At 52.3% G+C, this 24733-nt stretch carries 21 protein-coding genes; 14 read left to right on the forward strand and 7 right to left on the reverse strand.

The features are described 5' to 3' along the window. Nucleotides 1–7: 7 nt before the first annotated feature. Nucleotides 8–1594, reverse strand: coding sequence for a glycoside hydrolase family 5 protein (locus B7989_RS11500; RefSeq protein ID WP_088628627.1), 1587 nt, complete (start codon nucleotides 1592–1594; stop codon nucleotides 8–10). 122 nt (nucleotides 1595–1716) lie between these two features. Continuing rightward, a complete protein-coding gene (gene polA / locus B7989_RS11505; RefSeq protein WP_088628628.1) occupies nucleotides 1717–4527 on the reverse strand; it encodes a DNA polymerase I in 2811 nt (936 codons plus the stop codon). Nucleotides 4528–4580: 53 nt separating this feature from the next. Between polA and B7989_RS11510 the strand changes: the two genes are divergently transcribed. Together B7989_RS11510 and B7989_RS11515 are read left to right on the forward strand one after the other, a co-directional pair. Beyond that, nucleotides 4581–5282 (forward strand): SIMPL domain-containing protein, encoded by a 702-nt coding sequence (locus B7989_RS11510; protein ID WP_088628629.1) that lies wholly within the window; start codon nucleotides 4581–4583, stop codon nucleotides 5280–5282. Between the two features lie 51 nt (nucleotides 5283–5333). Next, complete coding sequence (locus B7989_RS11515) at nucleotides 5334–6491, forward strand: FprA family A-type flavoprotein (RefSeq protein WP_088628630.1); 1158 nt, start codon at nucleotides 5334–5336, stop codon at nucleotides 6489–6491. Nucleotides 6492–6536: 45 nt separating this feature from the next. Here the strand turns inward: B7989_RS11515 and B7989_RS11520 are convergent, their stop codons facing one another. Together B7989_RS11520 and B7989_RS11525 are read right to left on the reverse strand one after the other, a co-directional pair. Further along, complete coding sequence (locus B7989_RS11520; protein WP_088628631.1) at nucleotides 6537–8177, reverse strand: NAD(P)H-hydrate dehydratase; 1641 nt, start codon at nucleotides 8175–8177, stop codon at nucleotides 6537–6539. Beyond that, nucleotides 8178–9098 (reverse strand): porin family protein, encoded by a 921-nt coding sequence (locus tag B7989_RS11525; RefSeq protein ID WP_088628632.1) that lies wholly within the window; start codon nucleotides 9096–9098, stop codon nucleotides 8178–8180. A 210-nt stretch (nucleotides 9099–9308) separates the two neighbouring features. Here B7989_RS11525 and B7989_RS11530 point away from each other — a divergent pair, with 210 nt between their 5' ends. The 9 genes from B7989_RS11530 (at nucleotide 9309) to B7989_RS11570 (ending at nucleotide 19090) form a co-directional block, all read left to right on the forward strand. Continuing rightward, nucleotides 9309–10733, forward strand: a complete 1425-nt coding sequence (locus B7989_RS11530) for an esterase (protein ID WP_088628633.1) — start codon at nucleotides 9309–9311, stop codon at nucleotides 10731–10733. Between the two features lie 94 nt (nucleotides 10734–10827). Next, nucleotides 10828–12213, forward strand: a complete 1386-nt coding sequence (locus B7989_RS11535; RefSeq protein ID WP_088628634.1) for an ATP-binding cassette domain-containing protein — start codon at nucleotides 10828–10830, stop codon at nucleotides 12211–12213. After that, on the forward strand, nucleotides 12213–13337 hold the full coding sequence (locus tag B7989_RS11540; protein WP_088628635.1) for an Mrp/NBP35 family ATP-binding protein: 1125 nt from the start codon (nucleotides 12213–12215) through the stop codon (nucleotides 13335–13337). The genes B7989_RS11535 and B7989_RS11540 overlap by 1 nt, the downstream gene beginning before the upstream one ends. Further along, a complete protein-coding gene (locus tag B7989_RS11545) occupies nucleotides 13334–13630 on the forward strand; it encodes a DUF971 domain-containing protein (RefSeq protein ID WP_088628636.1) in 297 nt (98 codons plus the stop codon). Before B7989_RS11540 ends, B7989_RS11545 begins: the two co-directional genes overlap by 4 nt. A gap of 62 nt (nucleotides 13631–13692) precedes the next feature. Further along, entirely contained in the window at nucleotides 13693–14544 is an 852-nt protein-coding gene (locus B7989_RS11550) for an RNA polymerase sigma factor RpoD/SigA (protein WP_088628637.1), read from the forward strand. Next, complete coding sequence (locus B7989_RS11555; protein WP_088628638.1) at nucleotides 14544–16259, forward strand: lipopolysaccharide assembly protein LapB; 1716 nt, start codon at nucleotides 14544–14546, stop codon at nucleotides 16257–16259. Before B7989_RS11550 ends, B7989_RS11555 begins: the two co-directional genes overlap by 1 nt. A gap of 117 nt (nucleotides 16260–16376) precedes the next feature. After that, nucleotides 16377–18281, forward strand: a complete 1905-nt coding sequence (locus B7989_RS11560; RefSeq protein ID WP_233144396.1) for a tetratricopeptide repeat protein — start codon at nucleotides 16377–16379, stop codon at nucleotides 18279–18281. Then, nucleotides 18268–18735, forward strand: coding sequence for a septal ring lytic transglycosylase RlpA family protein (locus B7989_RS11565; protein ID WP_233144397.1), 468 nt, complete (start codon nucleotides 18268–18270; stop codon nucleotides 18733–18735). Before B7989_RS11560 ends, B7989_RS11565 begins: the two co-directional genes overlap by 14 nt. 127 nt (nucleotides 18736–18862) lie before the next feature. Beyond that, complete coding sequence (locus B7989_RS11570; protein WP_088628639.1) at nucleotides 18863–19090, forward strand: hypothetical protein; 228 nt, start codon at nucleotides 18863–18865, stop codon at nucleotides 19088–19090. Between the two features lie 52 nt (nucleotides 19091–19142). On the opposite strand, the gene prmC is transcribed toward B7989_RS11570, so the two are convergent. Both prmC and prfA read right to left on the reverse strand, forming a co-directional pair. Beyond that, entirely contained in the window at nucleotides 19143–20012 is an 870-nt protein-coding gene (gene prmC / locus B7989_RS11575; RefSeq protein WP_233144398.1) for a peptide chain release factor N(5)-glutamine methyltransferase, read from the reverse strand. 20 nt (nucleotides 20013–20032) lie between these two features. Further along, complete coding sequence (gene prfA / locus B7989_RS11580) at nucleotides 20033–21100, reverse strand: peptide chain release factor 1 (RefSeq protein ID WP_072800236.1); 1068 nt, start codon at nucleotides 21098–21100, stop codon at nucleotides 20033–20035. Nucleotides 21101–21210: 110 nt separating this feature from the next. On the opposite strand from prfA, the gene B7989_RS11585 reads away from it, so the two are divergent. Genes B7989_RS11585 through B7989_RS11595 form a run of 3 tightly spaced genes read left to right on the forward strand, consistent with a single transcriptional unit; the run spans nucleotide 21211 to nucleotide 24141 of the window. Next, nucleotides 21211–22740 carry a hypothetical protein gene (locus B7989_RS11585; RefSeq protein ID WP_144265046.1) on the forward strand — a complete coding sequence of 510 codons (1530 nt, stop codon included), beginning with the start codon at nucleotides 21211–21213 and terminating at the stop codon, nucleotides 22738–22740. Nucleotides 22741–22751: 11 nt separating this feature from the next. Beyond that, entirely contained in the window at nucleotides 22752–23564 is an 813-nt protein-coding gene (gene tsaA / locus B7989_RS11590) for a tRNA (N6-threonylcarbamoyladenosine(37)-N6)-methyltransferase TrmO (RefSeq protein ID WP_088628642.1), read from the forward strand. A 25-nt stretch (nucleotides 23565–23589) separates the two neighbouring features. Beyond that, nucleotides 23590–24141, forward strand: coding sequence for an outer membrane beta-barrel protein (locus B7989_RS11595; RefSeq protein WP_088628643.1), 552 nt, complete (start codon nucleotides 23590–23592; stop codon nucleotides 24139–24141). Here the strand turns inward: B7989_RS11595 and B7989_RS11600 are convergent. Continuing rightward, complete coding sequence (locus B7989_RS11600) at nucleotides 24119–24670, reverse strand: NUDIX hydrolase (RefSeq protein ID WP_088628644.1); 552 nt, start codon at nucleotides 24668–24670, stop codon at nucleotides 24119–24121. The genes B7989_RS11595 and B7989_RS11600 overlap by 23 nt on opposite strands. Nucleotides 24671–24733: the final 63 nt, after the last annotated feature.

The following is a 24733-nucleotide window of genomic DNA, read 5'->3' on the forward strand; positions in this document are numbered from 1 at the left end:
GAGGTTTTTATTTCACATCAACAAGCAACGTCTTGTTGGCGCTCTTGGCCAGGTATACGCCCTGATGGAGTCCTGCGAGCGAAAGTTCGGCGCGTCCGGCGCTCTTTTTGGCCGAGCGAATCTGGTTTCCGTTGATGTCGAACAGGCGGATGGGCTTGTTGGAATAAAGCATGCTGCCGTTGCGGGTGAACTGCACCGTAGAATTCAGGCCGGCGATGATTGTCGTCGTGGGGGCGCTCGAACTAGAAACGGCTTCGCTGGAACTGGAAGCGACTTCGCTAGAGCTAGAGGCAACAACGCTAGAGCTAGATGCTGGTTCGCTGTTGCCGCCGGTAATAAAGTCTTCGACATGGGTGACGCCGGTGTTGTTGTAGTTGCCGAGGCTGTACACGCTACGCATGGCGTTGATCACGTCGACTTCGAGCACCTTGCCCATCGGGGAAGACTGACGGCGAATGTAGGCCATGTTGTCGTAGGTGCTGTTGCTTTCGTTGCCCATGTCCCAGAGAATCGGGGTGAGGCCGTACTGCTTGGCGGCAGAAACCACGTCTTTGTGCCATTGCACGCGGCCCTGCTTATGGGTGTTCAGGTCATTACCGCTCAATTCCGGGCTGCGGACGTTGGCGCCGAATTCACCTACGATGACCGGGTAGCCCTTGTCCACGTAGTTCGTCTTCATCTTGGCGAATTGTTCTTGTGGGTGCACAATGCTTCCGAGCTTGGAATCTACGGAGCCTGCCCAGGCGTTGTAACCGGCGTTGCGTTTGGGTTCGCTGGCCTTGGTATAGTCACCGTAGTAGTACTGCGGCAGAATGGGTTCGCTTGCGCCCCAGTCCTGCTGGCTCGTCATGAGCGTGTACTGGTACGGATCGTAGTAATGCACTTCGAACATCAAGCGGCCTTCGACCTTGTCCTTCGGGAAGGTGCTCACCGGAGCGTTTGCGACAGACTTGTCGATGTCGGTGTTCAAGCCCTGAATAATCAAGGTGCGGGTTTCGTTGTTTCCGCCTGTAGCACGCACCGCGTCAATAAAAGTCTGGTAGTAGTGCATAAGGGTGGACACATGCTGCGATGTCCACGTATTCACATTAGGACCGGGTTCGTTGGCGCCTGCAAATAGCAAGCGTTCGTTGTAGTTCTTGAACTTGTTTGCAATCTGCGTCCAGTAAGTCTTCATCTTGTTATCGATCGTCTGGTCAACGCTTGTACCGATGTTGCTCTGGAACCAGCCGCCTTCACCTTCGTGGTGAATGTTCAAAATCGTGTAGAGGCCTGCGCGCATGGCGTAGTCGACCACCGTTTTCACGGAGTCAAGCCAGGTTTCGGTGACCTTGCCGCCACTGGTGTGGCTGTCCCAAGCGCAGGGAATTCGGACCGTGTTGAATCCTGCCGCCTTCACGGAATCGAGCAAAGCCTGAGTCGGGTAGGGGTTGCCCCAAGCCGTGGGGTTGTTCGGCACTTCCATGGAGTTGCCGACATTGAAACCCATGCCCATTTTGGCTTGGACTTCCTTGGCGGTGGGGAGCGTCGCTGCGGTCGCAGAAAGGGTTCCTGCGAGGGCAAAGAGGGCGGTTTTGGCAAGAATATGCTTCATTTTCGGTCCTTTTTCAAAATTCGCCCTTAATCTATACCGAAAAAATTGAAACATATCATATAATGTGTAAGGCCGTTCAAAAACTATTGAACGGCTTACAACGTACGAAAAGATTTGGTTACTTAATGCGCTTCGAGCCAGTTCTCGCCGAAGCCGACGCTTGCAACGAGCGGAACCTTGAGCTGCATGGCGCCTTCCATTTCAGCCTTGACCATTTGCGACATGGGTTCCACCTGGTCGCGGGGGCATTCGAATACGAGTTCGTCGTGCACCTGCAGCATCATCTTGAGCGGCAAATGCTCTTCGTTGATTCGCTTCTGGATGCGGATCATTGCAATCTTGATGAGGTCGGCTGCAGAGCCTTGGACGGGAGTATTCACGGCCATGCGCTCGGCCATTTGTGATTCCATGCGGTCGCTGCTATCGATGCCTGCGATATAGCGGCGGCGGCCCGAAAGCGTTTCCACGTAACCGTCGCGGTGGGCGGCCGCCTTGATGTCTTCGATGTATTGCTGCACGCCTTTGTACATGTCGAAGTAGCCGGTGATAAAATCCTTTGCCTGTGACATCGGAATTTTCAGATCGCGGCTTAAGCGGAAGGCGGTCATGCCGTAGAGCACGCCGAAATTCACCACCTTGGCGTCGCGGCGCATGTCGCTGTTGACTTCGTCGAGACCCACGCCGTAAATTGCGGCGGCGGTGCGGGCGTGAATGTCGATGCCTTCCTTGTAGCTTTCGATGAGAGCTTCATCGCCACTGAGGTGCGCAAGCATGCGGAGCTCGATCTGCGAGTAGTCCACCGCAAGAATGACGTTATCCTTGCTCTGTGGCACGAATGCGGCGCGGATTTTTTTGCCGAGATCGCTACGAACGGGAATGTTCTGCAGGTTCGGATCGCGGCTAGAGAGGCGACCCGTTGCAGTGCCCCACTGGATAAAGCTCGTGTGGATGCGCTTTGTATCCGGGTTCACCAGCGTCGGGAGCACCGTGATGTAAGTGCTCTGCATTTTCTTGAGTTCGCGGTATTCAATGACGGCGAAAACGATCGGGTGCGGAGCCTTGAAACTGAGTTCTTCGAGAACGACGGCGTCGGTACTGCGCTTCTTGATTTCAGGGAGTCCGAGCGTATCGAAAAGGACTTCGCCGAGTTGTTTGGGCGAGCCGATGTTGAATTCGAAACCAGCCATGTCGCAGATTTCTTTTTCCAAGTTTTCGATGCGGCGCTGAAGTTCCTGCTCTAGCGTCTTGAGGGAAGGAACATCAATCGCCACTCCCACGGATTCCATCTGGAAAAGTACCTTCAAGAGCGGCATTTCTTGTTCGAAGAAATACTTCACGTAATCGAGCTTTTCAAGTTCGCGGCGGAGCGGTTCCCACAGGCGAAGCGTGTAGACCGCGTCTTCGGCGCCGTATTCTGTCGCGTCCTTGATGTTTACGCGGTTGAAGGTAATCTGGTTCTTGCCGCGACCAATCAAGTTCTCGATGGGAATCATTTCGTGCTGCAGGCGTTGCATCACCTGGTTGTCGAGGCCAAGGCCCGACTGTCCCGGCGAAAGCATCCAAGCCGCAATCAGCGTGTCGATGAGGTTTGCGTTATCGATGGCGCTCTGCGGAATCTTGAAGGTGCGTGCCAGCACATGCAAGTCAAATTTCGCGTTATGGAAAACGAGTTCGCGAGAATTGTCGGCGATAAATTCGCTGAACCATGCCTTGACCTTGTTCAAGTCGTAATTGCCCTTGGGGCCTGTCGGCAACGGGAATCCGATTTCGTCGGAATGTCCCAGCGGAATGTAGTAGCCCTTGGCGGGGTCTGCCGAAAGGCAAAGTCCTACGAGGTTACATTGCATCGGGTCCAGGCCGTCGGTTTCGGTGTCGATGCCTACAGTGCTTGCGGCGGCAAATTCGGCCTTCATCTGCTCGAAGATTTCATCGGTGTCAACGCAAATGTATGTCGGCAGAACATCGACCGGGAAATCTGCACTTACTACGGCGTCACCGTTCGCTCCATCGGCGCTTCCGGTGCCGTCACTTTCGCGCACAAAGCCCGTCTTGCTGGGAATGCCTTCCAAAAGGCGGAGCAGACTGTTGATTTCGTGATCCTTGAACATCTGCGCCAAGGTATCCACGTGCAGTCCGTTATATTCCAGCGTGTCAAGGTTTCCGCTAAAGGCTCTCTTCGTCTGGAGTGTCACCAGTTCGCGGCTGAGGAATGCTTTTTCGCGATTGTTTTCCAAATTGTCATGCAAACCCTTCTTGGTCACTTTATCCAAGTTTGCGTAAAGGTTGTCCATGTCGCCGAAATCGTTCAGCAACTGGATAGCGGTTTTGGGGCCTACTTTCGGAACACCGGGGACGTTGTCGCTGGCGTCACCCATGAGCGCCAGGTAGTCGCGGATTTTTTCGGGCGGAAGACCGTATTTTTCGAGCACCTGTTCCGGGCCAAAGTCAATGCCGTCGGCGCCTTTGGTCAGGTGGAAAAGATGGATCTTGTCGGTTACAATCTGCGACATATCCTTGTCTTTACTTAAAATCACCACATGGTCAAAGCCCGCTTCGACCGCAGCCATGGCGGTACTTGCCATCACGTCGTCCGCTTCGTAACCCGGTTCCGATAAGAGCGGGATTCCGCTTGCTTCCAAACTTTCGCCAAGGAGCGGCATCTGTGCCGCCATTTCTTCGGGCATGGGCCCGCGATTGGCCTTGTAGTCGGGGTAAAGTTCGTGCCTGAATGTCTTGGTGTGCGCCACGTCGCGTGCAATGGCGAAATGCGTCGGCTTGTGCTTTGCAAGAATGCGGAGTACTGCGCCCCAGTAGCCGTGCATCATCGAAACCTCTTCGCCCTGGCTGTTTTTCAGCGGGTTCTGCGAATAGGCGTAAAACATGCGGAACGCAAGCGCGTAAGAGTCGAGCAAAAGTAAGGTCTTTTCAGGCATACTTTGAATGTAGAAAATTTGTATATTGGATTTATGTAAAAAAGGAGTTGGATATGCAATCAAGAGTTAAAGAGGCTCTCATTCTGGCGTTTGCCATTTTGTGCCTGGGTGCATTTTTCTATCGCGCCCAAATTGACGTTAAAGACCGCGACCGCGTGGTGTTTGTACGCGGACTTGCCGAACGCGAAGTTTCGGCTGATTTCGTGATTTGGCCGATTGTGTACAAAGAGGTGGGCAACGATCTAGCCGAACTTTCGGCGACGTTACAGTCCAAGTCGCAGATACTTGAAAAGTTCCTGCTCGAAAACGGCGTGAAAAAAGAAAATATCACTTACTCGACCCCGGCCATTGTCGATGCCGATGGCGAATTGTACAGCGGTGGCAAACATGCTTATCGTTATGTCGCGACGGTTGTGGCAACGGTGGCCACGAACAATGTGGAACTTGTCCGTAAGGCCATGGAAAAACAGGGCGAACTCCTGAAGCATGGAATCGCTTTTAGCGGTAGCGATTACCAGTACCGCACCGTCTATAGCTTTAATGGTCTCAACGAAATCAAGCCCGCCATGATTGACGAGGCTACTAAGAATGCAAGAAGTGCCGCCGAAAAGTTTGCGAAGGATTCCGATAGCAAACTCGGCAAAATCAAGACGGCAACGCAGGGCGTGTTCTCCATCGAAGACCGCGACGAAAATACGCCGTACATCAAGAAAGTGCGCGTCGTAACGAACGTGCAGTATTTCTTGGAAGATTAAAAATCATTTCCAAAGAAATTGTTAAATTCTTTGCGAAATTAAGGAGTCTCTATGAAGAATTTTAGCGAAAATATCAAGTACATCGGTGTCGATGATCGCGACATCGATTTGTTCGAAGGCCAGTACGTGGTGCCCGAGGGCATGGCGTACAATTCCTATGTGATTGTAGACGAAAAGATTGCCGTAACCGATACGGTCGATGCACACAAGGTGAATGAATGGCTTGCTAATCTGGAAGCGGCTCTCGCTGGCCGCAAGCCGGATTACTTGGTGATTCACCACTTGGAACCGGACCATGCTGGCGGCATTGCTGATTTTGTCGCGAAGTACCCGGAAACAACGCTCGTTTCTTCGGCGAAGGCTTTCGCACTCTTGCCGCAGTTCATGGCGCTCCCCGAATCGGTCAAGAAGCAGACTGTGAAGGAAGGCGATACGCTTTCGCTCGGTGCGCACACTTTGCAGTTCATCGGAGCGCCGATGGTGCACTGGCCCGAAGTGCTGTTCAGCTACGAGCAGAGCGAAAAGGTACTGTTCGCGGCCGATGCGTTCGGCAAGTTCGGCGTGTACGATGCCGACCCGGATGACTGGGCGTGCGAAGCCCGCCGCTACTACTTCAACATTGTGGGCAAGTACGGCAACCAGGTGCAGGCAGTGCTCAAGAAGGCGGCGACGCTTGACATCAAGACGATTTGCCCGCTGCATGGCCCGGTGCTCACCGAAAACCTTGGCTACTACATCGACAAGTACAACACCTGGAGCAGCTACGCTCCCGAAGACAAGGGCGTGCTTGTGGCATTCGCCTCGATCTATGGTGGAACCAAGAAGGCCGCGGAAGTACTCGGCGAAAAACTCAAAGCTGCCGGTGTCGAGAAGGTCGTTGTTTCTGACCTTGCCCGCAGCGACATGGCCGAAGTCATTGAAGACGCCTTCCGCTACGACCGCATGGTGGTGGCCGCTCCTACTTATGATGCGGGCCTCTTCCCGGTCATGGAAGATTTCCTCAACCACCTGAAGGCAAAGAACTATTCCAACCGCAAGGTGGGTGTCATGGAAAACGGCACCTGGGCTCCGATGGCTGCCAAGAAGATGACCGAAATCCTCGCCACGCTCAAGAACTTGACGCTCGCCGAAACCGTGGTGACGGTGAAGTCTACGCTCAGCGCCGAATCCGAAGCTGCGCTTGACAAGCTGGTTTCTGAACTACTTTAGTAGAAAAGGAGATGCCGCATCAAGTGCGGCATGACATTAGTAGTCTTAGCAGCCAAAGGCTGCGGGCAACATTTCAATGACATCAGTCGGGAGCATGCCAAATGCTCCCATTTTTTCGCGGGTCAAACGGCCTGCTTTCTGGTGCAAGAGCACGCCGAGTACGGCTGCTTCTGCGGTGGGCAAACCCTGTGCGAGTAGTGCGGTGATAATGCCGGTAAGCACATCGCCTGCGCCGCCCTTGGCAAGTCCGGAATTGCGGGCCGGAATCACGTACACGCGTCCGTCGGGAATGGCCACGTAAGTGGGGCAACCCTTCAGCACGATTGTAATCTTGAACTGCGTTGCAAACTGCTGCAGGTATTCCGGATAGAAACTTTCGTTTGCCGGAAGCGGACCGAAGTTGCGTTCCCATTCGCGCTTGTGCGGCGTGATAATCGCATTCGCGGGGCCGCCTTCCATGCAGAAATATGCCGAGCCGCAGGCGTTAATGGCGTCGGCGTCGACAACCACGGGAATCTGCAATCCGGTCAAGAACATGCGGACTGCATCTTGCGTTTCGGTGTCGGTTCCAAGTCCGGGACCGATGGCAATGGCGTTCTGGTGCGTCGCGATATCCTGCAACTGCATCAAGTGCATAATCGAAAGCTTGTCGGTGGTCCTGTCGCCGATTCCGTAGAATACGGGCTCGTCAAGCTTGGATTGCAGTGCCGGGAGCAAAGCCTTCGGCGTCGCGGTCGTGACAAGGCCTGCGCCGCTTCTTAAAACAGCCTTGGTACAAAGGGCGGCTGCCCCGGTCATATTGCCGGAACCTGCAATCACCATGGCTGTACCTTGGCTACGCTTGTCGCCAAATTCATCGCGGTCGGGGAGCAATGCCGGAATCATGTCTTCGGTGGCGAGGAATACGCCCGACAGGACTTTGTCAATCAGGTTTTCGGGGTAGTCGAGCGGTTCGACCGTCGTCTTGCCGAAAACGCGAGCGCCTTCGTTGGTGTAGGCATCCAAGCGGGGGAGCCCGAAGACGAGCGTCTCGGTGGCTTGAATGCAGTTTTCGCCGCAGCGGTGTTCCGAAGAATCAAAACCGGTAGGGGCGTCTGCTGCAAGAATCGGAATGTTCCATTCGTTCAAGTTGATGACGACTCGAGCAAAGGCCGGGCGCAGTTCGCCCGAGGCTCCGTTGCCGAGCATGCAGTCCACGGCAAGAGCGAATTTCGGTTCATGTACGGGGAGGTCATTAATGACAATGAGCTTTCCGCCGCTTTCCGAGAAATCCTGGTACGCCATGGCCGCTTCGTTCTTGAAGGTTTCGGCCTTGGCGAGCGAATAGACGGTACAGGGAATGCCTGCTTCAATCAGCAATTTGGAAAGAACGAGGCCGTCGCCGCCGTTGTTTCCGCCGCCGACAAATACGGCGACCGATTTACCTTCGCGGCTTTCGCCGAGCATGGCAATCGTTTTTTCAAAGAGCTTCTGACCGGCCAATTTCATCAAGCCGTATCCGGCATCGATGGCGGTAGCGAATCCATCTACGAATTCTGCGTCAATATCGGTCTGAGGTTCCCAAAACGGTGGAAATCCGGCGCTAGAAACGCGGCTCCTCTTGGTGTCGCCATCCAAGAAGCGCATGGCCTCTGCAGTCACTACAGGGGCACATTCCTTGAAAGTCAGGTTCGAAAGGAGTTTCAATTAGATAATCCAGTAGCTGAGACCGACCTTGAACTTCATCATTCTTGCGCCAGACATATCAACCAAGGAGTAATCACCCGTAGCGAATTCCAGGTCGTCCAAGGTCTTCACGTCGGGGTAGAGTTCCGTGATGCCCATGTAGAAGCGGAAGTCGAAGAACAGACCTGCGACAATGTTGACGCCTGCACCGGCTACAATGCCGAATCCGAATGTTGCCTGTTCAACCTTTTCGTTGCTTTTGACCGAGATGTTCAAGGTGGCGTTTTCGACAGCGTCAATCTTGGCTTCGCTGCTCAAAGTAAAGTTGAACTGGGCACCGCCGGTCACATAGAACCTGTTGGCAATGACGCCGCGCATCAGCAAGGGAAGTTCCAAGTCCGTAGTAGAGTATTTGCGCTTGTGGCGCATGAATTCGTGTTCGGTGGTAATGTGGGCGATGTTGACTTCGGGGGTGAAGTACAGGTTCGGGATCATCTGGATGCGGAACATGAGGCCGCCGTCAAAACCGATGCCCGACGGAGTTCCGTCGATGTCGCTATCGTTGTCGAGGTCTTCCTTGAAGCCGAACATTCTGCCGTAATTGAAGGCGAACCTCAGACCGAAGCCGAAGAAGGGCGTATTGTTCGTATTTGCCGGAGCGTATTCGTCGTTCTGGGCGCTTTCCTGGGTGTTTTCCTGAGCGCTGGCCTGGTACGGAGCCGGAGCGGGGGCCGGAGCAGGTTCTTCTGCTACGTTAGCCTTTTCTTCTACAGGTTCAGCAACCTGTTCCTGTTCGGCGGGTTGCTCTTCAGCTTGTTCTTCGGGCTGTTCGGCGACCTGTTCTTCAGCCTGATCGGTATATTCAGGGTCAAAGTCGTCTTGGGCAAATGCGACGGAAGCGACCAACATGGTGCTTGCAATGAGCGTCCAAAGCTTTTTCATATTTTCTCCAAACTAGATGTTATTTGCGTAATAAAATAGTATATTCCGACGCTTTCATTGTTCTAATTGGCCTAAAATGGCCATAAAACGCATTTTCTGTAAAGATTCCTAAACCCCTTTTGGATATTTTGTCCAAACCAATTGCCTTTCGGCGTGAACAATGGCTCCCTTTTGAATTTATTTTCCATAAAAGCAATATAAGGAGCTACTATGAAAAAGAGTGTTTGGGAATCTCTGGCTCTCGCTTGCGCAATGGCTGTATCGGCTAGTGCCTTTACGCTTACGGGCAAAGTGAGTGACGAACAGGGCGGCGCGGTAAGCGGTGCATCTGTTTTACTGGTCAAAAATGGCCTTTCCACCAAGACCGACGACAAGGGCGAATTTAAATTCCATGAAGACGGTATGTCTATCATGAATGATCGCGTGTTGCCGGGCTATATCAGCGTCAATAACGGCGTGCTTTCGTTTTCTCAACGTTCCAGCGAACCCGTACAGGTCCAAATCTTCGACATGATGGGTAACCGCTTGATGAGCGAGACCCTTTATGGCTCGGGCAGCCTCGACTTGCAGGCATGCGTCAAGGCCCAGGGGGCTTACTATGCGAACGTGAAAATCGGCTCGGCTCAGCGCAGCATCCGCTTCACTTCGAACGGTAATTACGGAGCCTCTTTCGCTAACGGCAAAAAGGCGGCTCTTGCAAGGCTGACGACCAACGAAACGCTCAAGGTCATTGCCGATGGTTTCGACACCCTCTCGGTGATTTTGAATAACCTTGACACGAATCTTGCTCTTACGGTCAAGAAACCGAAGGCTGAACCGCAGTATGCTTACGGTTGGGGCCTCAAGAACGATCCGGTGCCCACGCGTGGTTGCGGCAAGACTTGGAGTCGCGTCAAGTCCGGCAGCTACGAATTCCAGTGGAGCAAGGGCAAACGCACCATCCGTATCGACATTCCTGACAATTACGACAACAAGAAACCGTACAAGCTCATATTCGGCATGCACTGCATGGGCGGCTGGGCCGGTGGTGTGCAGCAAGAAGGCTACTATGGTTTGAAACCGCTTGATACCCAGAAGACGGCAATCTTTGTCGCTCCTGAAGGTAACGGAAACCAGGCCCCGTGGGGTCAGGATGACTACCTGCTCTTCGATGAACTTTTGGCCGATTTGGAAGGCAATCTCTGCATTGACTCTAGCCGCGTGTTCTCTACAGGCTTTAGCTACGGCTCCATGTTCAGCAACGGTCTCTCTTGGAACCACCAGGATGTGCTTCGTGCTGTAGCCGTGTATGAAACCGCCGAACGTAACATCTGGCTCCCGCAGCGTCAGAATAAGGGCGTGGGTTGGATGGGTGTGCTCGGCCTGCAGGACAACCTTTGCACTCCGCAGATGGGTCGCGCCGCTCGCGATATCATCTTGACGCTCAACTCCGAAGGCGGCAAGGCCAAGAATGAAAAGGCTCAGGAATATGGCGGCAGCGGTCCGCACGTGTGCTACGACTATACCACGGTTGAAGAACGATTCCCGGTTCGCTGGTGTACGCAGAATGGCGGCCACATCTGGGACCACAAGGATCCCGGCCAGCAAAAGTCCTGGGTTCCGCAGGCCACTTGGGATTTCTTCAGCAAATTCTAAAGCTTCCTATAACACATCCAAAAAATCCCCTACTGCAAAGCGGCAGGGGATTTTTCTTTTTTATAAAGTGACCATATTTTCTAAATTTGGGCGCATGGAATTCAAGCGTTTTGAGGCCTTAATCGAGATGTTCCCGCAGGTGCAGATTTTCAGCACCGAGGGCGAAGATCTTGACAGGGTCATTACCCATTTTTTGAATCAGCAAGAAAATGTCTCCACCATGTCGGAGGCAATGCAGCGTAAGATTCAGCATGCGCTCGCACCGTTCTTTCAGCAGCGCTTTATTAGCCTGCACGACGAAGAAGCCCCGTTGGTGCGTCACTTGCTCTTGAAAAAGAAATTCTTTTTGCAGACCGACCGCTATATCGACGATATGGCGTGGCCCGAAACCGACCCCGACAAGCTGGGCGAGGCCTTGAAGATTGCCGACCTTTCCGAGGAAATTCTCGACCGCAAGTTGCTGAGCCTTTCGAACGGGGAACTGCGCCGCGTGTTGCTTGCGCGCATGTGGATGGAAAAGCCCGAGTGGGTTTACTTTAACGATTTGTTCGGAGGCCTCGATCCTGAATATCGTAGGCACTTGGCTGCCAGCGTGGTTCAGCTTTCAAAACGCGATGGCTTGAAGGTGGCGGTGCGCCTTGCCCGCGAAGATGAACTTCTACCCGAAATTCCGGCGTTCGTTTACGCCAACAAGACTTTTGCTCCGTATGCAGGCGAACTTCCGCAAGAAATCGCGGCTCCCAAGTATTCCAAGAAAGAACTCAAGGATTACGAGATCGTGAATCTCGGCACGCCCGATACTTCGGACCCGGAAATCCTTTTCGAACTCAAGAACGTGAATGTTCGTTTTGGCGAAACTGATGTGCTCAAGAATCTGAACTGGACGGTTCGCAAGGGCGAACATTGGGCGGTCATGGGCGAAAATGGTGCCGGCAAGAGTACGCTGCTCGGTATGCTTACAGCCGACCATCCGCAGATTTACAACAATGACATTACCCTTTTGGGCGAACGCCCGGGCCATGGCCTGAACATTTGGGACCACAAGGCGAAACTCGGATTCTTCTCGCCGGAACTCGCACTCCAGTACCGCGAAGACCTTAGCTTGTCCGAAGTCTTGTGCACGGGCTTTACCGCAAACCTTTGCAAGGCCGACAATACCACTTGGGAAGAACGCGCAAAGGCCAAGGAATGGCTCAACTATTTGGGCTTTGAAGACGTGGATGCGCGCTACCGTGACCTGTCGCCAATCGACAAGCGCGTGGTGCTCATGGCGCGTGCCGCTATCCGCCCGCCCAAGGTGCTTTTGCTTGATGAACCGACTCAGGGCCTCAAGGGCGAATACCGCGAAAAGATTTTTAACTTGTTGCAGTTGCTTTCGAAAGAAACGACAATCATTTTGGTTAGCCATTACGAAGAAGAATGGCCGCCTTGCATGACGCACCTGCTCCGCATGCCTAAATTCTCGATGGAGAAAACGTAATGCAGTTGAATGAACAGACTATTATGACGGCTTTGCAGGCGGTTCAAGATCCGGACCTGCACAAGAATATTGTCGAATTGAACTTCGTCCAGAATCTTAAGATTGATGGCGACAAGGTGAGCTTTGATCTTAGGCTTACAACGCCGGCATGCCCAATCCGCGACAAGTTCAAGGATCAGTGCATTACGATCGTGAAGTCTCTTGGCGCAAGCGAAGTGAATGTGACGTTTACCGCCCAAGGCCGTGTGGATAGCTCCAATACGGCGGCGCAGGCTCCCAAAGTTTCGTACATCGGCGATGTCGCCCATGTGGTGGCGGTCGCAAGCGGCAAGGGTGGCGTGGGCAAGTCCACCGTGACCGCAAACCTCGCTATGGCGTTGAGCCTCTCGGGTGCCCGAGTGGGCATTCTGGATGCCGACATTTACGGCCCGAGTATGGGTCTCATGTTCGGTATTGACCGCGCTCCCGAAGTTTTTGAAGACAATACGATCGCCCCGGTCGAAGCAAAGGGCGGCATTAGCATTGTGTCTATGTGCATGTTCGCCGATAGCGACAAGGCGACCATCTGGCGTGGCCCGATGGTATCGCAGATGATACAGCATTTTATCCATCATGTGCGTTGGGGCAAGCTTGACTACCTGTTGGTAGACTTTCCTCCTGGAACGGGTGACATTCAGCTGACCTTGACGCAAAATTGCCCGATGGCCGGTGCCGTCGTGGTGACGACACCGCAAGAGGTGGCTCTTGCCGACTGCCGCAAGGGTCTTGCCATGTTCGATTCCGTGGGCGTTCCGGTGGTGGGCGTCGTCGAGAACATGAGCTACTTTATTTGTGATGAATGCGGCAAGCACCATCATATCTTCCGCGAAGGCGGTGGAGACCGCATTGCCAAAAGTTGGGGCGTGCCGGTCATTGCGAAGGTCCCGCTCGAACCCGCCGTTGCCGATTGTGGCGACCAGGGAACTCCTGCTGTGCTCCGTTACCCCAATTCCGAATCGGCCAAGGCGTTTATGCAGGCTGCCGATGCCATGGTGCGCACGCTCTCGGTATTCAAGACCGAAGGCGACGGCGTACTCAAGACGTTCAACTATGAATTTGCAGAACTCCCCGAGGAGGATGTATGATCCAGCCCAAGAAAGTATTTAGGACAAAGGATGGCCGTCTCGGATTTGAATGGAACGATGGCAGCCGCGGTGCATGCGCCATTCGCGATTTGAGACTGGCGTGTCCGTGTGCTTTGTGTGTCGATGAACATACAGGCGAAAAACTTTTGGACGAATCGACCGTGCCTCAAGATATTACGCTTGTCAAAGTGCAGTCGATTGGCCGCTATGCCGCAGGCCTTACCTTTAGCGATGGCCACAATTCGGGAATTTACCCTTACGAAAAGTTATATAACTTGACGAAAACAAAGTAAAAAGACATATTTGGATAGTCTTCAAGGAAATTTCCTATGAAGAATTGAAGGTATGTATTTCTATGAGTGATGCAAACGAAGCGCTTTATTTTAGGGACCTCAACAGGTTTCCGACCCTGAGTCCTCAGGAGGAAGAGGCTCTTCTTGCGATTATCAAGAGCGACCAGGCGGAAGAAATCCGCAAGTCGGCCTTGCAGCGCCTGATTCGGGGTAACCTCCGTTTTGTGGTGAGTGTCGCAAGAAAGTACCAGGGGCGTGGACTTTCCCTGCTTGATTTGATTAACGAAGGAAATATCGGGTTATTCAAGGCGGCAAAACGCTTTGATATGGGAAAGGATGTCAAGTTTATTTCTTACGCGGTCTGGTGGATTCGCCAGTCTATCCAGAAAGCCCTGTTTGAACAGGTGGGCGCGGTCCGAATTCCGCCCAACAAGCTTGCCTTGGTGAACCGCTTTAAACGGGCCTTGATGCAGAACGACGGTGACTACGATCGTACCATAGCCATGGACGAATTCGCACCGTTCGAAAAGGACATTGTCGAGGTCATGGAAAAAATCGTGGACATTTCGCTGGATGCCCCCATTGGCGACAGCACGAATGTCGGCGGTAGCGGTGACACGGTCAGTACGCTTATGGATGTCTTGGGATCCGACGGTAACCAGGACGAAGACATGGAAAAGGATGAACGCAAGAAACTCATCCAGGAAACCTTGTCCGCCCTGCCGCAGCGCGAAGAAGAAATCCTTCGCATGTTCTATGGTCTTGATACGGTTGAAGATACGACGCTCAAGGATATCGGTGAAGATTTGAAACTGAGCCGCGAACGCGTGCGCCAGATCAAGAACAAAACCTTGCGTCGTTTGCAGAAGAGCAAGGAACATAAAGAAAAACTGGCTGATTTCTTGGAAAAGTAATGGCGTATTCGTCTTCGGCAGCCCGCAGGGCTGCATACTTGTTTTTGACGCTTTGTTGCGGAGTCCTGCTTGCATTTGTGGGATTTCGCGTTTATGATATTTATGGCCCCAGTAAAATTTCGGTAGGCGGGATTCCTTATGGTCTTCCGGCCGGTTCGACCGTTGCTCGCGGTGACACCCCGGACTTGACGGCCGACGTTGCCAAGGTGCCGGTGCAGGTGCAGACCGAACTTCGCCGTGCGACGGAGCTTGCCCGTTCGGGCTCTTACCAGGCTGCCTACGATATTTATGACGGCGTAATTGTTCTTTACCCGGACCTTTTGCCGGCCCTCCTTGGACAAATTAATACTTTGTTTGAAATGGGCTCGCTTACGGAAAATCAGCAGGACCGCCTTTCCCTTTTGATTGGAAAACTGCAAGCCCGTTTGCCGGGCTCTGGCGTGGCCACCTATGTCGAAAGCCGCAAGATTTACCAGGCCGGTAACGCCTCTGCTGCGTTGGAACTGGCCCGCGTGGCTTCTGAACGTGCTCCCGCCTTGTACCAGACTCGCCTTTGGTACGGCAAGCTCCTGATGGATAACGGACGTTTCTTGCAGGCTGCCAACGAATTCAAGACGGTGGTGAGCCTTTCGGGTGGCGATGTGCCTGCCGCCTACGAAAATCTTGCCGAACTTTACCACCGTAGCGGTCAGCTGGACAGTTGCGCTGCCGTTGTGGAATACGCCCTTTCGCAGTACCCGGTCAACGTGAAGCTTTTGCTGTTGCAGGGTTACATGGACGAATACCAGGGCCATTTCGATGCCGCCGAAAAGATTTACCAGCGCATTCTGGCCTTTATGCCCGATTACGCTCCGGCACGCGAAGCGGTCTCTACATTGGGAGAAAAGTCTCCTCCGGGGCCGGGTAACGGCGTGGTGCTCTCTCCGCAAGACCGTGCTCAGACTGCCCTCGATATTTTGGAACCCATGGTCGACAAATATCCCGAAAACTTGCCGCTCAAGGAAGCTCTCGGCCGCGCTTATTTGAAGGGCCGCCAGTTTGACCTTGCCCGCAAGCAGTTCCAGGAAATCCAGAAGATCGATCCGGAATACCCCGACATTCAGCAGCGCATTCAGGAATCGAACATTACGAGGCCCGCTCCCATTAACAAGAACGATGGCTTGACCGCGAACTTGAACCGAGCCGTGGACAGCCTGCGCGAAACGATGGCTCCGTCTGCCGTTCATGATTTCTCGACGATGCTTGGCCACTATGTGGTGCGCTACGGTGCAACCCCCAAGGAATTCTTCAAGAAATACTCGATTGGAAACTTCAGGCCCGTGGCAAAGAACGTATGGCAGGAATCGTTCTTTATCGCTCCCTACATGCACACTTACACGGTTGTCTTTGATTCCCTGAATCATTTCCGCGAAGTCCACGTGGTCGTTTACGATTCTTCGTCTAGTTCGAACCATTTCGGAATCGCTCCTGAAATCTACACGAGACTCCTGAAACAGAATTCCAGAATTTCCGGCATTGGCAACAGCACGGGTGAAACCGATTGCGGCGATGGCCTGATTATCGATGCCGCCGTGTGGGAAACTCAGGATAACTTCGAAATGCTTGCCCGCGTGGTGGGTAAACCGGCCGAAGTCCGCATGGTCCGCTTTGACAAGTCCGCACTCCCGCCGGGCCTCAAACTGTGCGATTACACCAAGTATCTGAATGAATTCTAGCGAAGAACGTTAATGAGTGATGTGAAATGTGGAGTGTGTAATGAATAATTTTACATCACTCATCACACATCGCACATCTCACATTTTTTTTAGCCTGCATTTTTGTATCTTTACACCATGATGTTCCGTTTTTTGGCATTAGCTATTGTCGCCCTCGTGTTCGAGGGGTGTACTTGCTGTGCCTACCTGAACCACATGTTCAATGCGGAACGCCTGGATGAGCAGGCTGCCGAAATGCGTGCCGCCCGACTCGACAGTATTCCGGATAGCGAAAATTCCCTGCCCGGTTCTGAAGAACGCCAGAAATACGACAGGATTATCGAAAAAGGCTCCCGCGTGCTGGAACGTTTCCCCAAGAACAAGAAACGGACCGCCGAGGCCGTGTTCCTGATCGGTGAAGCTTTCCGCCACAAGCACGAATGGGGCAAGGCCATTACCAAGTACGACGAATTTGAACGCTATTTTGCCGACCATGATTCCATGAAGGCGGTGGAATACCAGCGTGCCTATTGCCTTTACCGCAACCATGAATTCAACATTAGCCGTTTTGCCTTGGAACCGGTGATCGCCTCCAAGGACCACCCGTATTATTTCCAGGGATTGAACCTTCTTTCCCTTCTGGATGAACAGGCCGAATTCCCGGACCAGGCGATTGCTTCTTTGGAAGCGGTGCTGGCCGATACGGCGGGTACGCCCTTTATGCGTGGCAAGGCGCACTTTAGACTTGCTGGCCTGTATTTCAAGAAAGAAAATTGGGACAAGGCTCGCGAACATTATACCGCCAAGGAAATCAAGGAACTGAACGCGCGCGAACAGCAGACGGCGGGGGAACAGGCTGCAGAATGCCTTGCTTACCGTAAGGAATACCTGAAGGCCGCCGACGAATACAAGGAACTGTACAAGAATCCCGAAAACGAGTCCAAGCAGCCGGAATACCTGGTTCGCATTGGCGAATTGACCATGTTGGGCGGCCGTTATCCGGATGCGATTATCATTTTGCAGAAGGTGAATACGGAATACCCGCGTTCCGAGTTTGCATCGCGCAGTTATTTCTGCCTGGGCGACTACGAACAGCACAAGACGATTGATTACGACAAGGCCGTTGTCTATTACGATAGTAGCTTTATTTCTCGCACGATTAGTAAGTGGGGCCAGGAAGCCCGCGAACGCCGCGATGCTTTAAAGCGCTTGATTGCCATGCGTAACCAGAACGACAAGGAACGCAAGGATTCGATTCCGAACGTGGATAACTTCTTCAAGTCGGAATTCCTGATTGCAGAGCTTTTCCTGTTCAAGCTGGATGAAGTCGACAGTGCGATGACTCGCTTGGATGCTGTGATTGAATCGGGCGACAGTGCGAAGTCCCTGCGCGCATTGTACGCCAAGGCCTTCATTTACGACGAATACATGCATGATCCCGATTCTGCCGAAGAAATCTACAGGCAGATTATCGAGAAGTACCCGGAAACGGAATATGCAAAGCAGGCCCAGGTGAACTTGGGTATGCGCGTGACTTTAAAGACCCGCGAAGATTTGGCGAAAGAAAAGTACATGGAAGCCGAAAGCCTTTGGACAATCGCTGCCGAAATGCCTTTGGATAAGATGGATCAGGTGGATTCCGCTTATGCCCGTGCGTTTACGCGTTTCGACAGCTTGTATCAGGAATATCCCGAAACGCAGGCCGGCATTCAGGCGCTTTACATGAAGGCGATTTACTTCCAGATGAATCCGGAACGTATCGACAGCACCATGCTCACTTACAAGCTCCTTCGCGACAAGTATGGTCAGACTCCTTGGGGCAAGGAAGCTGCGAAAAAGATGAACACGCGCCTCACGATTACCGACCAGGATCTGGAACGCCTGCGCAAGCGAGTCAAGAGCAGCGAAACGCATGTGAACAAGCTGTCTGCGCAGTATTACGAAGAATTGAACAAGGCTCCCGAAGAAAAGCAGGCCGAAGTCAAGAGTCAGGAAGATGAAATCCTTGAAAACACGTACAACAGCATGTATGATTTTGAATAGGCGCATCGTTTTTGTGGTGCTGGCGATGTTTGTGGCAGTGCTTTTGTCTAGCTGCGCCGATGGAAATGCAAAGATCGCTTCCCGTCAAGGTTACGAAAGGTTCCCCGAAGACACTCAAACTCCTCAAAAGGGTAAAAAGGGCAAAAAGACCGCTCCAATCGGAAAGGTCATGAAGGGCCAGGCGAGCTATTACGGGCCTGGATTCGATGGCAAGAAGACTGCCAGCGGTGAAATTTTCAATCAGAACGCTATGACCTGCGCCCACAAGACCTTGCCTTTTGGCACCAAGTTGCGTGTGGTTCGCGACGACACGGGAGCTTCTGTCGAGGTGCGCGTAAATGACCGCGGCCCCTTTGTGCGCGACCGCATTATCGATTTGAGCGCTGCCGCCGGCAAAAAACTGGGCCTCGATAAAGTCGGACATGCCAAGGTCACTGCTACGGTAATTGAATAGCGGGCTCGTTGTCCTCTCAAAAAAGAAATTTGCCGATGTCATAATTTGACATCGGTTTAATTTTATATTTAGCTGTACAGAAAAGCACTAGTAAGTTTGTGTGTTTTTCTATAGAAAAGAGGAAAAAATGTATAGCGAATATGACTTTGGAAAATCCGCCTGTAAAGCCGACCGCGAGCCCGTAACGCTCTGGAATTCCGGCTTTTCGTCCTTCAAACGCCGCATTGACGAGCAACTCCAGCTGAACGGTTTTGACGATTCTTTAGTAGACGACGAAACTTTGCTGCCCTATTACCGCGCGGGCGAAAGCGAAACTTACGTCCTCTCCGCCCTCGGCTGCACTGTCGGCGTGTAACGTCTGCGTTGTCATCCCGGGCGACAGCCCCGGGATCTCCTCTTGTAGAGGCTTATTTCGCCTTATAGCTCACGAAGCGGGTATTGCCGCAGTAATCCTTGTGGATTCCGGAGAATTCAAGCCACGGGTAGTTGGCGGCTTCGTTCTTCAAGACTTCTGCCTGTTCAGACCCGATTTCCAAAAGAATCGGGGCGCCTGCGTTTAGCTTGCCTTCGGTCTGCTGCAAGAGCTTGCGCACGAGCGTAAGGCCGTCCGGTCCACCATAGAGGGCGAGTTCCGGGTCGAACTTGTCGACTTCGGGCTGGAGCTTCCCTTTTTCGCCATCGGGAATGTACGGCAGGTTTGCAATCAGGCAGTCGATTTTGTCGGTTGCGGTGACGGCGTCCAGCAAGTCGCCCTTTGCGAAGGTGAGACTTGCGCCTTCTGCGCTTTCGCTGAGGCCGTTGGCTGTTGCATTTTCGCGGGCGAGCGAAAGTGCGTCTTCGGAAATGTCAGTCGCGAGCACTTTCGCACCGGCGATTTCTTTCGCGCAGGCGATAGAAATCGCAGCTGTTCCCGTGCCCACCTCGACGATGAACGGATTTTCGATTCCCTTGAGCGCGTCCTTCGCCATATCCACCAGCGACTCCGTTTCGGGGCGCGGGACCAGCGCCCGCGTGTCGCACTTGATGATGAATCCGCGGAAACTGGTGTCGCCAATAATATGCTGTAGCGGTTCGCGGTTCGCGCGGCGTGCTACGAGCGGGCGGAGCGTATCCAGTTCGGCGGCGGTAAGCGGCTTTTCAAAATTCAGGTAAATGTCCATGCGGCTCTTCATGCCGAGCCCGTGGCTAATGATGTACTCGGCATCCAATCGCGCGTCAGGAACCCCCTTCTTTTCGAAGAAGGTCTTGGTGCGATTCAGAATTTCAAGAACAGTCATCTGCTGCATAGAATAAAACCTTAAGCGTTGAACTTACCGAGCTTTTCCTGGGCGTTAGCCATCTGGAGCCCGTTGATGATTTCATCGAGGTCGCCAGTGATGACTTTGTCCAAATTGTACAGCGTAAGACCAATGCGGTGGTCGGTCACGCGGTTCTGCGGGAAGTTGTAAGTACGAATCTTGGCACTACGGTCACCGGTGCCCACCAAGGCCTTACGGCTAGCGGCTTCTTCCTGTTCCTTCTTGGCAATCACGGCGTCCAAAATCTTGGAACGCAGCATTTCCATAGCGTGCAAGCGGTTCTGCAACTGGCTACGTTCGGTCTGGCAGCTCACCACCACGCCGGTCGGAATGTGGGTGAGTCGCACGGCGGAATCCGTCTTGTTGATGTACTGACCGCCAGCGCCCGAAGAACGGTAGGTATCCATGTGAATATCGGCTTCACGGATTTCCACGTCGACTTCTTCGGCTTCCGGGAGAATAGCGACCGTTGCGGCGGAGGTATGCACGCGGCCCTGCGTTTCGGTTTCGGGCACGCGCTGCACGCGGTGCACGCCACTTTCGAACTTGAGCGTACCGTACACGCTGTCGCCTTCGATGAATACGCGGATTTCCTTGTAGCCACCCACGGTGCCTTCGCTTGCATCCTGAATGGTCATCTTCCAGCCCATGCGGCTGCAGTAGCCTTGGTACATGCGGAACAAGTCGCCCGCAAAGAGGGCGGATTCGTCGCCACCGGTACCGCCGCGGATTTCGAGCGTGGCGTTGCGGTAATCCCACGGATCCTTCGGCACCATCAAAATCTGGAGTTCGTCGGTAATGCCCGGCAATTTCTTTTCGATATCGGAAAGTTCCGACTTTGCCATCGCGACCATTTCGGGGTCGGAATCGCCGAGGGCGGCCTTCCATTCTTCTTGGTCGTTAAGCATCTGCAGGTATTCCTTGGCCTTCAAAACGGCCTTTTCGATACCCTTGTACTGCTTGTGAATCTTGTTGTAACGAGCCTGGTCAGCGAGAACGTCCGGATTCCCGAGTTCCGATTCCAGTTCTTCGTACTTTTCAATCAGTTTTTTAGCTTTATCTTTCATCGGGTGCAAATTTAGAAAATTTAAAAGAGTATATTTACCACAATAACTGGAGAATAAGGAATATTATGAAAAAACTGATTTTTGCCGCCGGTGCAGCGGCTGTTTGTTCTTTGGGTTTGGTTGCTTGTGGCGATAGTTCTTCGAGCCCGAGTTCAAAAAAAGGCCAAGATTACTGCAAGGTCGTGTCTTCGGAGCCTCTGGTTCTTGAAACTCTTGAAGACGGTATTTATTCCAAGACGTCGTTTGAATATTCAGATGAAAGACTTGTCGAAAAGGTTGAATTCGACGACCAGTCGATCGCCAAGTTCGCTTGCTCTTCGTATATGGAAGACGATGATTATGGTGTAGTAGATTGCAATGGTAAGTCCGTTGTCGCATACAGTGGCGCACGCTTGACGAAAGACGAGTACAAAAAACTTCTGAACACGTTCTTGTCGATGTGCAAAGATTATGACGAACCCGAAGATGAAAATTCGAATAGCGATCCCGGGGATTCGAATCAGCTTAGCGAATCGAAATCTTCCTCCAGTGCGCAGGGGTATCAGACGGGACTGTCGGATTATTGCGAGGTCGTTTCAGAAAATCCTTTCGTGATGAACATGAATTTTATGGGTTTGCCTAGTACATCCCGTTATTCATATAGCAATGGAACGGTGACGGTTGAAACCGAATACGAAAATTCGGCGGTTGTCGATTCCATGTGTGCCCTTGAAAAGAATGATTACTCATACACGAATGTTCGTTGCAAAGGAAATAAAATCACGGCCGATTTCGATGAAACCATGTCGGAACGTGAATATACACAACTTGTCAAAATGTTTAAAGAAAGTTGTATCAATTATAAGGATTGGGGCAATGTCGAAACCTATTTCGAAAGTTCCAGTTCTGTCGTTGAGGTGAGTTCGGCAAGTGACGAAGCAAATGCAGATGGCTCCATCAGTTGGTATGATAAGGCTTCGTACAAAAAAGAGTGTGTGGTAGCCTCGAACGCCGCTGAACTTCGTTGTGCTGAGACTCATGAACCGGAAAATCTTTCGAAGTATGATGTCGCCTATGAATTTGATGATCCGGAAGATTTAGGACGCGATTATTTTGGAAAGAACAATGCCTATATAGATGACAAGGTGACTCCGGTGGAAGCTGAATGTGGAAGCCTTGTCTTGAATGGCTCAAATGGTTTGCTTATTCCGTTGAGCGAAACCTTTAAAAGCAACGGGTTCGTTGCTGAAGTCCGCTTTATGGCTACGGCGGAAGGTAATATGAGCAATATATTTGTTGCTGAACCTCCAGGATCCGGTGTTGACGGTTGGCAGATTCGTCTTGATGGGTCCATCTTGAGATTCCATTATCGTGATGCAAAAAATGATTATGATTGGCAAATTGAAAAAGTGGGCGAAATAACGCTGAATGAATGGCATGTTGTCAATATTTCAATTGGAGGAACTTCAGGTTCGTCGACTCTTTATGTGAGCATTTCGTTAGATGGCGATCCTCGCGTTGATGCTATCACTCATGGGGACATCTCGAATATCGAATATGGTCTTGGAATCGGTTATGACTCTATGTATCAGGAATTGCATAATCAAAGATTCTTTACCGGTAAGATTGACTATATCCGTTACGGAAAAGATTCGGAATAAGACCTGGAATAATGACCCCGATAGGCACATTCTACGGCGATGCTGTTTACAAGTACGACGCTCCCCGGCAGGGGAGGCTGTTTGCGGGGCATCTTGGCCGGATTGAATTGAATGCGGGGCAGAACTTCGAGATGGCGCTCCGTGACTTGGACGGTTTTGAACGCATCTGGGTCATATTTCAGTTTCACGAGAACGAGGGATGGCGCCCGACGACGCGCCCGCCGGTACCGCCCAAGGGCAAGGACCGTGTCGGCACTTTTGCGAGCCGTAGCCCTTACCGCCCGAATCCCATTGGACTTTCTTGCGTGCGCTTGCTCAAAATCGAAGGTCTTACGTTGTATGTGGACGAAGCGGATTTGCTGAACGAAACGCCCGTGCTCGATATTAAACCGTATATCCCGATGGCAGATGCTTTCCCCGATGCCAAGGCCGGCTGGGTCGAAGAACAAGTGGGCGATGTATGGGCTATCGAAATGTCCGAAGAGTTTACCGCGCAAAACCGCTGGATTGCCGAGCATAGTGTCTTTGACTTGTTCAGCTTTGCGCAGGTGCAGCTTTCTCGCGGAAATTTTGCAAAAGATGTCTTTGACAGTTCACGCCGCCGTTTGACGATTGATTCGATGGCTCATACGGGCGTGCTGGCGTACCGCACCTTCCGCATCCATTTCAGCTACGACGAACCTGAACGACAAGTGTTGCTACAGCGCATAACGAGCGGTTATTCTGCCGAAGAGCTGGAACCTGGTGCCGAAGACAAATACGGCGACAAGGACTTGCACAGAGAATTCTTATATTTGTGCGCGAACGGCTTAAAAAAGAATTAAGCCTTTAATTAAGACAGGAGAAAAAATGAAAAAAATAGCCCTTTTGCTAATTTTCCTCGCAATACCTTCTTTCGCCGTTTATATTGATGCGGGATTAGGTTATGGCGGCGCAAGTACGGAAGTTGATGACAAGTCCGTAGATGACATTATTTGTAATGACTGCGATGAGCTTGCTGTGAGCTTTGGTGTCCGCGTCGGTGGACAAGTCTCGGAACGGTTTTGGATTGCCGGCCAACTCGCCGGTTTGGGCCACCGTTACTATAAGTCCGGCGATTATATCCAGTTTAACTCTTATCTTTTGGGCCCGAGTTTTATTTTCTACCCTGTAGATCATTTCCATTTGTCGGGCTCGGTTGGCTTTTCATGGACTGCGAATCAGACCGATATCCGTGGCCTAGATATGTATGATGGAGTAGGTGCTGCAATCGAATTTACGGCTGCCTACGATACGGGAGTCCGTGGTCATGGCGTCTTGCTCGGCATGAAGTTGTTCTCGTCTTCGAATGAATTGGAAACAAGCGAGAAGGACTTGTCCATGGTGGGCGTGACGCTCTTTATTGCTTACGTCCATAAGTAAGTCGCCATTTGAAATATCCGGCGATTTGTAGCGGGTGGTTGAATGAACCATCCGCTATTTTTTTCTGCAAATCTTCGTCGCTTAACAAAAGACTTTCGATGTCTTCGGTGCTGTCAAAGTGGGTGCTCCCGCCCTTTACGACGCCGTCGATGAATACCACGTGGAACTTGCCGCGGTGCCTGTCCGGATTCACGGGGTATGCGCCCAGGTAGGTGACCTTGTCGGCTGTGCCGCGGAAGGCGACTTCTTCTTGCAATTCCCGCAGGGCGGCTTGTTCCGGCGTTTCGCCTTTGTCGATGATTCCGGCGGGGAATTCTAGCGCGATTTTCCCGGTGCCGTGGCGGTACTGTTCTGTCATGACCCATTTGCCTTCGGCGGTGCGAGCCAAGATAAGGACCCAGTCCGGCTGCCATAGGGTATAGAAATCGTCTATCACCTTGCCGTTGGGCAATTCGCAGGTTTCTTTAGCGACTTTTAGCCACGGAGCGTCTACCAGATATTCCGAATTAAGCAATTTCCAGGGTTTCATACTTGTCAATTTAGTAATTATAAGTTCGGGGGTAAATTTGGGACCATTCTAGGGTGTAATGTT

Source organism: Fibrobacter sp. UWB5 (assembly GCF_002210295.1).
In the GTDB taxonomy this organism is placed as follows: domain Bacteria; phylum Fibrobacterota; class Fibrobacteria; order Fibrobacterales; family Fibrobacteraceae; genus Fibrobacter.

What these genes read in the sequence shown, in the direction of transcription:
- tsaA (WP_088628642.1), top strand. Translation starts at nt 22,752, where the DNA reads ATGACCCCGATAGGCACATTCTACGGCGATGCTGTTTACAAGTACGAC.
- B7989_RS11560 (WP_233144396.1), top strand. Translation starts at nt 16,377, where the DNA reads ATGATGTTCCGTTTTTTGGCATTAGCTATTGTCGCCCTCGTGTTCGAG.
- B7989_RS11540 (WP_088628635.1), top strand. Translation starts at nt 12,213, where the DNA reads ATGCAGTTGAATGAACAGACTATTATGACGGCTTTGCAGGCGGTTCAA.
- B7989_RS11535 (WP_088628634.1), top strand. Translation starts at nt 10,828, where the DNA reads ATGGAATTCAAGCGTTTTGAGGCCTTAATCGAGATGTTCCCGCAGGTG.
- B7989_RS11545 (WP_088628636.1), top strand. Translation starts at nt 13,334, where the DNA reads ATGATCCAGCCCAAGAAAGTATTTAGGACAAAGGATGGCCGTCTCGGA.
- B7989_RS11500 (WP_088628627.1), bottom strand. Translation starts at nt 1,594, where the DNA reads ATGAAGCATATTCTTGCCAAAACCGCCCTCTTTGCCCTCGCAGGAACC.
- B7989_RS11565 (WP_233144397.1), top strand. Translation starts at nt 18,268, where the DNA reads ATGATTTTGAATAGGCGCATCGTTTTTGTGGTGCTGGCGATGTTTGTG.
- B7989_RS11530 (WP_088628633.1), top strand. Translation starts at nt 9,309, where the DNA reads ATGAAAAAGAGTGTTTGGGAATCTCTGGCTCTCGCTTGCGCAATGGCT.
- prmC (WP_233144398.1), bottom strand. Translation starts at nt 20,012, where the DNA reads ATGACTGTTCTTGAAATTCTGAATCGCACCAAGACCTTCTTCGAAAAG.
- B7989_RS11600 (WP_088628644.1), bottom strand. Translation starts at nt 24,670, where the DNA reads ATGAAACCCTGGAAATTGCTTAATTCGGAATATCTGGTAGACGCTCCG.
- polA (WP_088628628.1), bottom strand. Translation starts at nt 4,527, where the DNA reads ATGCCTGAAAAGACCTTACTTTTGCTCGACTCTTACGCGCTTGCGTTC.
- B7989_RS11525 (WP_088628632.1), bottom strand. Translation starts at nt 9,098, where the DNA reads ATGAAAAAGCTTTGGACGCTCATTGCAAGCACCATGTTGGTCGCTTCC.
- B7989_RS11515 (WP_088628630.1), top strand. Translation starts at nt 5,334, where the DNA reads ATGAAGAATTTTAGCGAAAATATCAAGTACATCGGTGTCGATGATCGC.
- B7989_RS11555 (WP_088628638.1), top strand. Translation starts at nt 14,544, where the DNA reads ATGGCGTATTCGTCTTCGGCAGCCCGCAGGGCTGCATACTTGTTTTTG.
- B7989_RS11510 (WP_088628629.1), top strand. Translation starts at nt 4,581, where the DNA reads ATGCAATCAAGAGTTAAAGAGGCTCTCATTCTGGCGTTTGCCATTTTG.
- prfA (WP_072800236.1), bottom strand. Translation starts at nt 21,100, where the DNA reads ATGAAAGATAAAGCTAAAAAACTGATTGAAAAGTACGAAGAACTGGAA.
- B7989_RS11570 (WP_088628639.1), top strand. Translation starts at nt 18,863, where the DNA reads ATGTATAGCGAATATGACTTTGGAAAATCCGCCTGTAAAGCCGACCGC.
- B7989_RS11595 (WP_088628643.1), top strand. Translation starts at nt 23,590, where the DNA reads ATGAAAAAAATAGCCCTTTTGCTAATTTTCCTCGCAATACCTTCTTTC.
- B7989_RS11550 (WP_088628637.1), top strand. Translation starts at nt 13,693, where the DNA reads ATGAGTGATGCAAACGAAGCGCTTTATTTTAGGGACCTCAACAGGTTT.